This is a genomic window from Paenibacillus contaminans (assembly GCF_003285015.1).
In the GTDB taxonomy this organism is placed as follows: domain Bacteria; phylum Bacillota; class Bacilli; order Paenibacillales; family NBRC-103111; genus Paenibacillus_V; species Paenibacillus_V contaminans.
Genome location: NZ_QMFB01000017.1, coordinates 202,955 through 212,868, shown reverse-complemented (window position 1 = coordinate 212,868; position 9,914 = coordinate 202,955). Strand labels below are relative to the sequence as shown.

Sequence of the window (9,914 nt, the reverse complement as noted above, 5' to 3'; positions counted from 1 at the left end):
GTCCGCATTGCTCGACTTCGCTCTCGTCACTGTGATCGTGTACGTCTTAGTCGTGGTGCCGTCTTGCGCCGTTACTACAACCGTGATGGTATTCGCACCCACGTTCAGCGTTACGTTCTTTGCATTGCCTGAAGTGATGGTGTCATTGTTCACTTTCACTGTAGCCGTCGAATCCGCTACCGTCGGCGTTACATCGATGCTTGTAATCGCGTTGCCGACGCTCGCCGTGTAGCTTTCCGTTCCGGCTGCGAAGACCGGATCCAGCGTTCCATCGCTTAACGTCAGCGCGCTCAAATCCGCATTGCTCGACTTCGCTCGCGTCACCGTAATCGTGTACGTTTTCGTCGTGCCGTCCTGCGCTGTTACAACAACCGTGACGGTGTTCGTACCCGCGTTCAGCGTTACATTCTTCGGACTGCCTGAATTGATAGTGTCATTGTTCACTGTCACTGTAGCCGTCGAGTCCGCAACCGTCGGCGTCACGTCGATGCTCGTAACTGCGTTGCCGACGCTCGCCGTGTAGCTTTCCGTTCCGGATGCGAAGACCGGATCCAGCGTTCCTGCACTTAGCGTCAGTGCGTTCAGATCCGCATTGCTCGACTTCGCTCGCGTCACCGTGATCGTGTACGTCTTCGTTGTCGTGCCGTCCTGCGCTGTCACAATAACCGTGACGGTGTTCGTACCCACGCCCAGCGTTACGTTCTTCGCGCTGCCCGAATTGATGGTGTCATTGTTCACTTTCACTGTAGCCGTCGAGTCCGCCACGGTTGGCGTCACGTCGATGCTCGTAACCGCGTTCCCGACGCTCGCCGTGTAGCTTTCCGTTCCGGATGCGAAGACCGGATCTAACGTTCCCGCGCTGAGTGTCAGCGCACTAAGATCCGCATTGCTCGACTTCGCTCGCGTCACCGTGATCGTGTACGTCTTCGTTGTAGTGCCGTCCTGCGCCGTCACAACAACCGTGATGGTATTCGTACCCACATTCAACGTTACATTCTTCGGACTGCCCGAATTGATAGTGTCATTGTTCACCGTCACTGTAGCCGTCGAGTCCGCCACGGTCGGCGTCACGTCGATGCTCGTAACCGCATTGCCGACGCTTGCCGTGTAGCTTTCCGTTCCGGCTGCGAAGACCGGATCCAGCGTTCCCGCGCTTAGCGCCAGCGCGCCCAAGTCCGCATTGCTCGACTTCGCCCGCGTCACCGTGATCGTGTACGTCTTCTTCGTCGTACCATCTTCCGCCGTTACAACAACGGAGATTGCATTGTCCCCCACATTCAAGTTAACCGGATCACTTGCTGGATTTCCGTTTACCGTAACCGTTGCCTGCGGATATTCCACCGTAGGCGTAACCGTAAGCGAATCGATTTCATGATCCACGTTTGCCGTATAACTTAACGTATTCGCCGAAAATGCTTCATTCAACGTTACGCCGCCGCTTACCGTCAAATCGCTCAAATTCGCATTCGTAGACTTAGGCGCACGGTTTACCGTTATCGTATACGTCGTAGTCGTTATGCCGTCCTCGGCTGTAACCAAAACCGGAATAGCATTATCGCCAACCGTAAGATCTATCAAACCGCTTGGTTGGCCGCTCGTTACCGCAGCGCCCTTCACTTTCACCGTAGCATGCGACTCATGAACGGCAGGCGTAATCGCCAGTTTATCCACGACATAGCCGACATTCACCGTATAGGCAAGCGTACCTGACGCGAAGAGAGGCTCCAAAGTACCTTTTGAAGTCAAAAGATTGCTTAAGCTCGAATCGCGGCTCAGAATTGTAGTCTCATGAATACCCGTATCATTGTCTATGTCGAGTTCATTGCCTCCGGAAACCTTCGCCGAACTTGTCACCGTGCGCGGCGCATCTTGCGCCACATTCACCGTTAAGTCGATAACCGGATAGCCGCTCTCGCCGGTCAGCGCATCCGAACGCGTACAGGTCAATGTCCCGGTCGAGCATGTCCATCCGTTCCCGGCCATGCTTGTAGCCGTAAGCCCCGTCGGCAGCGTAACCGTAACGCTGACATTTCCGCCGGATTTGACTTTGCCGGTATTCTTCACCGTAACCAAATAGTGAGCGCCCGTTTTGCCTTGTGAAAAAATGCCGCCCGGCGCGGCTGCCGGAGCGATCGTTACTTCCATGTCCGTTCCTTCCGGATTGACGTCCACGTCATTCGGAGTATTTCCGTAAATGGAAGAGCTCGTCATATCGGGCGCCTTATAAGCATTGATGTACATTCCGCCGCCTCGCTGTGCGGTGTTGGCATTGATCGTTACGTTATTCAGCCCGACCGAGCCGGTAAAAAAATCAAGCACCAGGCCGCCGCCGTCCCCGCCGGCAGTATTGTTCGCAAACTGCGTGCCCGTTATAACCGCAGGAGACCCCAGATACAATCCTCCGGCGCGCCCTTCCGTATCGGGTCCGGCCGTTTTACTGATTGCGGTGTTGCCTGTAAACGAGCTATCCGTAATCGAAACATTTCTTAAAGATGCCGTCTCCGATACGATCGCCATTCCTCCTCCAAGCCCATAGGAGGTGTTGCTTTGCACAGCGACGTCCGTTAGCTCCAAACCCATATCGCCTTCAAAATAAACGCCGCCGCCCCTCGACCTGTAGCCGGTTAAGCTTGCTTCTCCCGCTTTATTGCCGCTTACGGTTACATCCGTCATCCGAACCTTGCCGGCTGCGGCTCCGGATAGATAGATGCCGCCCCCATAACCGTTGCCGGAAGCCAAGTTGCCGGAAATAACGGAATGACTGATCGTTGTCGTGCTTACGCCGACGTCTCCGCCGATCCCGCCGCCACCGTAGCCGCTAACAGCGGGCGCTTTGCCGTTCCGGATTGTCAGTCCTTCAATCGTGACGTTATATCCGGCAGCATTCAAATCCGGATTTATTTCCAGTACCCGGTGAGTGGCCGAAACGGCGTTTGTCGACGCCTGAATAATCGTGCTCCCGGGATTGCTCGAATTACCCGTCAGCTTGACGTGATCGCGAATTTCCAATTGCTGACCCGTCGTTAACGTATACGTTCCCGCCGGAATGACAATCTCGTCCTCCCCCGCAAGTATATTCGTCTCCATTAAAGCCGCCCGAAGCGAGCATTGCCCTGAGATGTCGCGGCACTCGCCATTGCCGGGGGCAATATCGGTCGTATCCGAATACGTCGTTACCGTGAACGATGCCGCGTGAGCCGCCCCAGCGAAGCCAAACCAAACCGCAATGGCAAAAAACAGCCACAACAAAGTAAATAATAATTTCCTGCCTACCAAAATCTGTTTGGGTCCAGCATGCCGATCTTCCACTTCCCAAACTCCTCTCCGAATCCCTTGCTTCCGCCAAATCTTTTGCCGATAAATTCAAAAAAAACCGCTAACTGCGCTGGACATTATCCACGCGGCGGAAATATACCTTGCAAAGCGATAATAAAATTAACCGTCAAATACGGCTGCATATTATTATGAGGGACACTTCCGCCGACTTCGGCAACCGCTTGCGCTCCCATGGCCGTCAAGTTTGCAGGACTCGTATAGGCGGACGGGCTGCGCCTGCCTGCCGTAGCATCTTTCCAAATTTGGCCCGCGGGATTCTCTTGCGCTCCGGGGGAAATTCCATATTCCAGCGTATGAGAATGCGAAGGCATCTCTGACATCAGCAGCGTAACCGTCTCCGAGCCTCCGTTCTGGCCAATGTCATAAAGCGATAACCCCTGACCCTGCCCGGCATGAAGCGGTACGCGCCCTTCCAGATCCGGCAGCGCGAAGGTGCTTTTCCCGTCCCCTCCGTAATACGTCCCCAGAAGGGAAAACAAAGCCGTGTTTTGCGAAATAGGCAGCAATTGCCCGTCACAAAACGCCCAACCCTTTGGAGCGAAGTTTCCCGTAAACATGCGGATTTCCCCGACAAATGCGTCCATAATGAATCTCCTTTAATTTTGACTAGGAAAAATGCCGACCGTTGCGATAATGGCATTCAAGCATAAAAAAGGCTGCATATTGAGATGGGCTTGGCTTCCGCCTACGCTTGTCATGGCCGGCAAAGTCGCATTGTCAGGCACATAAGCGTAAGAGCTCGTTGAGGTAACGCCAAAAATATTATTTTTCGCCACTTTGAGATCGGCGGGGTTTCTGCTGGCTGAAAGAGCGTGGGAGTGCTGCGGCATTTCGGCAATCGATAACGTGTGCGCCTGTTCCCCGCCTCGCTCTCCAAGCGTATGTCCGCTTCCTACATGAATGGGCGCTCTCCCACGCAAATCCGGCAAAGCGAAATTTACGCGCCCGTCTCCGCCGTAAGTCGTCCCCAGGATAGAGAATAATCCTTGGTTTACGTTGATCGGCAGGAGCTGACCGTTGCACAATGCCCATCCTCCCGGAGCAAAGTTGAACGCCACCCAGCGCATTTCCCCCATATAAGGTTCCTGTCCGCCTCCACTGCCTTGAGAAGGAAAAACCCCGTACAAACTAATAATGAAATGTATCGCCAAATAAGGCTGCAGGTTAGTGTGCGGCTGGCTTCCTCCCGTCGGATTTATCGTAGCCGCATTCCCCATCGGATTTGCTTTCGATACCGAATCGTCCGTAAATTGATTCAGAGTCGATCTTGCCGGTACGGTACCCTCCGGACTGTTCGTGCTGCCGAATTTGGACGACACGCTCACTGCGTGCGCATGGTTCGGTATTTGATTAACTGTAAGCGTAATTTCTTCCGCCCCGCCGGTCTCCGCCAAATTAAAACCGTTGCCCGTATGAAGCGGAATTCTGCTCTGCAAATTCGGCAAAGCGAACGTTTCTTGCCCGTCCCCTCCGTAAGTGGTGCCGATCAAATTAAACAACGTATCGTTCTCACTGATCGGGAGCAGCTGCCCGTCGCAAAACGCCCAACCCGCCGGAGCAAAATTGCCGGCAAACATACGGATCTCGCCAATAAACGGCATCTGTCATTTACCTCCCTTTTCCATAACGTTTCCTATTATCTATAGTAGTCTTTCTGATACGCTCTTCTAAGTGCTTATAGTATTAATTCTAGCAAATATGCTAGTAAAAATCATTCATAGATTCTGAATTTATGGTATCTTTATTTTAACTGATACTTACACGTTCGGAGGAAATCGGGATGGAATCGAAAAGAACGATATCGCGTCGCCATTTTTTAAAATATTTGGGGGCCGGGGCCGCTTCTTTGGCAGCCGCATATACGGGGTTGACTGCTTTTAGCCGCAAAGCCGACGCTTCCCCGCAAAACGTAAACGCCTACGAGCAGCTGCCGGAAACGTTTAATCCCACCCTGCATACGGCAGCCGATGCGGACGAGCTGCTGCTCGCCGGAGGCTTTTCTTATCACGTCCTGGCTGCATACGGCGACACGATCAACAAATCCGGCGATACGTTCGGTTTTAACAGCAGTTATACGTCCTTCTTTCCACTGCCGGGCTCCGGCTCGGAAGCGCTGCTGTGGGTCAATCACGAATCGGTGCAGTATTCTTGGATGTCGGACCGCTCGCAGCCGATCGTTTGGGAACTGCAAAAACAAATGCTTTACGAGCAAGGCGGTTCCTTCCTTCATTTGAGAAAAGACGCACTCGGCTCTTGGAAGCTTGTCCCGGATTCTGCGCTTGCCCTCCGTATTACCGGTTTAACGCCGATCGAGCTGACAGGTCCGGTCAGAGGAACGAAGGCCGTTAACGGCGCTACGCTCATCCAAGGCACTTTCGCGAACCGGGGCGGTGCGCAAACGTTATGGAACACCCAGCTCACCTGCGAAAACCGTTTCGAATCGACATGCCGCGATACGGGGTTGCCGCTTTCCCATTACGGTTGGGTCATCGAAATCGATCCCTTCGATGCGTCGAAAAAGCCGGTCAAGCACACCGCTTTGGGGCGGTTCCATCATGGCAGCGCAGCGATGAGCTTAAACGCGGACAATCAGGTCGTTGTATATATGGGCGAAGATTCACCGGACGGGTTTATCTATAAATACATAAGCTCAGGAAAATGGGCTGCAGGGGACGTAAACGCGCAGATTCTGGCAGACGGCTCCTTGTACGCCGCCGACTTGACCCAAGGCAGCTGGATCGAGCTTTCCGTCGAAAACGTGCGCAATCAGCTGAACCGGCTTACCTATCAAGTGCCTGAAGCGCTGTATAAATCCAGGGAGCAGCTGCTCGAGCAGTTTCAGTCCCAGAGCGACGTCCTTGCGTTTGCAAACGAAGCGGCCCTTATCGTCGGAGCGACCCCTTGCGACCGGCCTGTCGAGCTTACGATCCATCCGTCGAATAAGGCCTTATTTATTGCCTGCACCCGGAACGATAAACGAGGTAATCTTCACGGCCATATCCTGCGGCTGAAGGAGGGCAGCGGCTCCTCCTTCGAGTTCGAAACGTTCCTTGCCGGCGGACGGCAGAGCGGCTTCAGTTCTCCGGGCAGCTTGGCCTTCGACAAGAACGGCAATCTTTGGGTAGGCTCCGATATCCCGGCCGATAAGCTGAACAGCGGAGCCTGGGCGGAGTTTAAAAACAACGGCATGTATTTGGTCCATCCTTCGGGAGAGGCCCGGAGAACGAAGCAATATGCCTCCGCACCGGCAGAAGCCGCTATTGGCGGACTTGCCTTCTCCGGCAATCAGGATACCGTTTTTATGGCCGTTAACCATCCCGGAGCTTCAGGCGCCGGAACCGACAAGCCGACAAGCAAATGGCAGCGCCGGCAAGGGGAAATGCAGCCTCGTTCCGCAGTTGTAGCTATTACTGGGACCCTATAAACTAGTTCTCTGTTTACCTTTTCAGTCCCGTTTTCGTGTCTAATACGACTATTGTCTGTCCCATATCCCTCCTTCGATCAATGGAAGCGGCCTGGCAAACCTGCCCTGTTCTTAACCTCTAGTTCGAAGGAGATATTTCTTACGTTCTTCCCTCCCCCCACTGGGGGTTTTCGTATATTCAGCTAAGCCTACCGAGCATCTTGGCAAGCTATTATTTGCAGCAGCAAGGCGCCCGTAGGAAAGCAGCATTTCATTCTGGAGGCGCAATGAGGCAAAGGTTATTATTAGTGAGTCAAACCTCGTTATTTCTAACCGAAAATCCATGTTCTGGCGAGATAATGAGGCAAACGCAACTATTAGTAAGGCAAACGAAATTGATAGTGGTGTTTGCCTCACTAGCGGGCGAGAACGAGCATTTTACGTTGGAATAGTGAGGGCAGCCTCATAAACAATAAGGTTTTCCCTACTAATCGCACGGTTCGAGTATAAAGCCTTTCTTTCCGCTCGCTAGTCCTTCCATGAAAAGAACCGCCGGAAAATAGTTCCGGCGGTTCTTTTTGCTCATTCACTCGTCCATGCTTGACCTGAATAGTGGAGTTGCGCTCCTTTGAGCTCCAAACGAAAACGGAAAAAAAGATTTACAGGGAGTCTCCCAAAATAAAGCAACGTATGCGCGATTCCGGGAAAAGGCAGCGTCATTCTCGATATGGGGCATCTTGAGGTGAAGGCGACTATATTTCATTTGTATTGGATTTCGCCTTCCAACGAATATTCGATGATTCACCAGCTTGTCGAACGCTTCAACAAAGAGCGCCGGCACACTCTACTTCAGCGAGATCCCAAAATGCTCGCGCAGCGCATCAAGGTATTCTTCCTCCGACTGAGGGGTAAAAGCGCGCACGCCGTCAGCCGTAAAGATGCGGAACTCTTCGCCGGCGATCGTATTGCGGCCCTCGCGGGTGCGGATCGCCACCATTTTCATCTTCTTGAAAATAGAATCCGGCGCATGCTCGCACCAGAAGGAGGCCATGAGATAATCCTTCGGCAGCTGCGGCTCTTCGGTGAACGAATAGATGCGGCTCCACTCGCCGCGCTTCAGCTCGCAAAGCATCCAGCCGAAGTAATCGTCGCGTTCCAGGCGATAGCACTCGTCGCCCTGCTGGTTTTCGGCAAGCTCAACCAACTGCAGCGGCCTGCGCGGCACGATACCGCCGACGCCGACGTCGCACAAGTACGAGGCGCCTTCGGCTTCGACCTTCAGCACTTGATGGCGGCGCTTTGGGGGCGCGTTCGGCTCGTCGCGCCAGAAGCGGGCGAACAGGTCCGTCACCGGGTAACCGAGCTCGCGCAAAAGCAAGCCGAACAGCGCGTTCAGCTCGAAGCAGTAGCCGCCGCGCCCGCGCACGACGATTTTATCGTACAGCGCCGGAATTTCAAGCGACAGCGGGACGCCGTTCAGAATGTCCAGATTTTCGTAAGGCACCGCATGAAGATGGCATTCCTGCAGCTCGGCAAGAGCCGCTGCGCTTCCATCTAACGGACCGTCATAACCGATGCGCTCCAAATAGGCGCGCACTTCGGCTTTTTGCTCTTTATGGCGTTCGTTCATCGTATCGTCTCCTTTAGCTGCAAGCTCTTGCCTCGTCCCCCAAGGCCTGCACTCTTTAAGGAAGAGTTCGCTGCCGGATCGAAAATTCCTTCTCCCTCGAACGCTGAAGATAGCTGCCAAGCGAATGTAGACGACAAAAAGCCGGGGATCTCCCCGGGCTTTCCGTCCCCCCCTTTTCCGGGAGTGCTTTATTTATTCAACAGCTTATCCGCCTTTTCGCCCGCTCCCGCGATAGCCTTCTCCGCCGTTACGGAAGAATCGACGACGGCGCGCGATATTTCATCCTTGAGGTTTTTGGCGATTTCGGGATATGCCTTCAGCATCGGACGCGGTCTCGCATACTCCAGCTGATCCACCGCCACCTTAAACAAAGGCTTTTCCGCATACAGCTTCTTCATATCTTCGCTGTTTACGGCCGAAATCCGGCTCGGCAAATAACCGGTAAAGGTGCTTGCATAGATCGTTTGCTCCGTGGATGTCATCCATTTGATGAATTTCCACGCGGCTTCCTGCTTCTCTTTCGGCAATTTGGCCGACATGACCAGATTGGCCCCGCCGGTCGGCACGCCGTAGCTTTTATTCGCCGGCATAAACGTCGTCCCCAGCTCGAAGCCCGATTCTTTGGCCACCAGCATCTGCTTGGTCAAGTCCGCCGTAGAAGAAAACAGCATGCCCGAGCGCTGATTTTGAAAATCGATTTTGGCCTGATTGCCGGCATCGTCCGTAGTCGGAATTTTCATGACGCCTTCCTCTTTAAGCTTCAGCCAAAACTTCAACGCTTCTATGCCGGGTTCCGCGCTGAATTCGGCTTTTTTGCCGTCGTCGCTGATCATTTTCCCGCCGCTTTGCGCAATGAACGCCTCATAGAACCAGATATCTACCGGCAGCGTGATGCCGACGCGTTTATCCTTAACGGTCAGCTTGCGGGCGTATTCCTCGAACTCCGTCCAGTTTTTAGGACCGGCCGGGTCGAGACCCGCTTCCTTCAGCATCGTCTTGTTCAAATAAAGCAGCGGCGTGCTGCGCAAATAGGGAAGCCCGTACAGCTTGTCGTCGACATAAGAGTTGCCCATCAATCCGGGAATAAAATCGTTCATATCGACGTTATCTCTCTTGACGAACGGAGTCAGATCCTCAGTCATGCCGGCTTTGGCGAATACGCCTACGGATGCGATTTCGTTCTGCCACACTTCCGGTGCGTTACCTGCGGCGAATGCGGCTTGGGCTTTGGAATGCTGCTCGTCGTAAGTGCCTTGAAAATGAGCTTTCACGACGACCTCGTCCTGCGACTCGTTAAACTTTTTGACGAGATTTTCGTTGTTTTCGCCGATTTTATCTCCCCAGGAATACCAATAGTTGATTTCGACCTTTTTCTTTTCGCCGCCTGCGGCGGTTTTCGGATCGGCGGACGGCGAAGGGGAAGAAGAAGGCGAAGAAGAAGCGACATCGGCTTGCTTGGGACCTGCACCGCAAGCGGTAAGCGAGACAGCGACGGATGCGGCCAGAACGGATAACACGGATTTTTTCATGATGAAACCCTCCAAT

General features: G+C 53.7%; 6 protein-coding genes. 1 reads left to right on the top strand and 5 read right to left on the bottom strand.

Annotated features, from left to right (window positions below; genetic code table 11):
• The 3 genes from DQG23_RS26230 to DQG23_RS43615 all read right to left on the bottom strand — a co-directional run.
• Nucleotides 1-3,309: cadherin-like beta sandwich domain-containing protein (locus DQG23_RS26230; protein ID WP_146762385.1), on the bottom strand; the 3,309-nt coding region annotated here is incomplete at its 3' end.
• An 83-nt stretch (nt 3,310-3,392) separates the two neighbouring features.
• Nucleotides 3,393-3,920, bottom strand: coding sequence for a phage tail protein (locus DQG23_RS26225; protein WP_202865958.1), 528 nt, complete (start codon nt 3,918-3,920; stop codon nt 3,393-3,395).
• A 12-nt stretch (nt 3,921-3,932) separates the two neighbouring features.
• Nucleotides 3,933-4,937 carry a phage tail protein gene (locus DQG23_RS43615; protein ID WP_337589415.1) on the bottom strand — a complete coding sequence of 335 codons (1,005 nt, stop codon included), beginning with the start codon at nt 4,935-4,937 and terminating at the stop codon, nt 3,933-3,935.
• Between the two features lie 179 nt (nt 4,938-5,116).
• Between DQG23_RS43615 and DQG23_RS26210 the strand changes: the two genes are divergently transcribed.
• Nucleotides 5,117-6,760 (top strand): PhoX family protein, encoded by a 1,644-nt coding sequence (locus DQG23_RS26210; RefSeq protein ID WP_113033996.1) that lies wholly within the window; start codon nt 5,117-5,119, stop codon nt 6,758-6,760.
• An 823-nt stretch (nt 6,761-7,583) separates the two neighbouring features.
• Here DQG23_RS26210 and DQG23_RS26205 read toward each other — a convergent pair.
• Both DQG23_RS26205 and DQG23_RS26200 read right to left on the bottom strand, forming a co-directional pair.
• Complete coding sequence (locus DQG23_RS26205; protein ID WP_113033995.1) at nt 7,584-8,369, bottom strand: arylamine N-acetyltransferase family protein; 786 nt, start codon at nt 8,367-8,369, stop codon at nt 7,584-7,586.
• 188 nt (nt 8,370-8,557) lie between these two features.
• Nucleotides 8,558-9,898, bottom strand: a complete 1,341-nt coding sequence (locus DQG23_RS26200; RefSeq protein ID WP_113033994.1) for an ABC transporter substrate-binding protein — start codon at nt 9,896-9,898, stop codon at nt 8,558-8,560.
• Between the last annotated feature and the right edge of the window lie 16 nt (nt 9,899-9,914).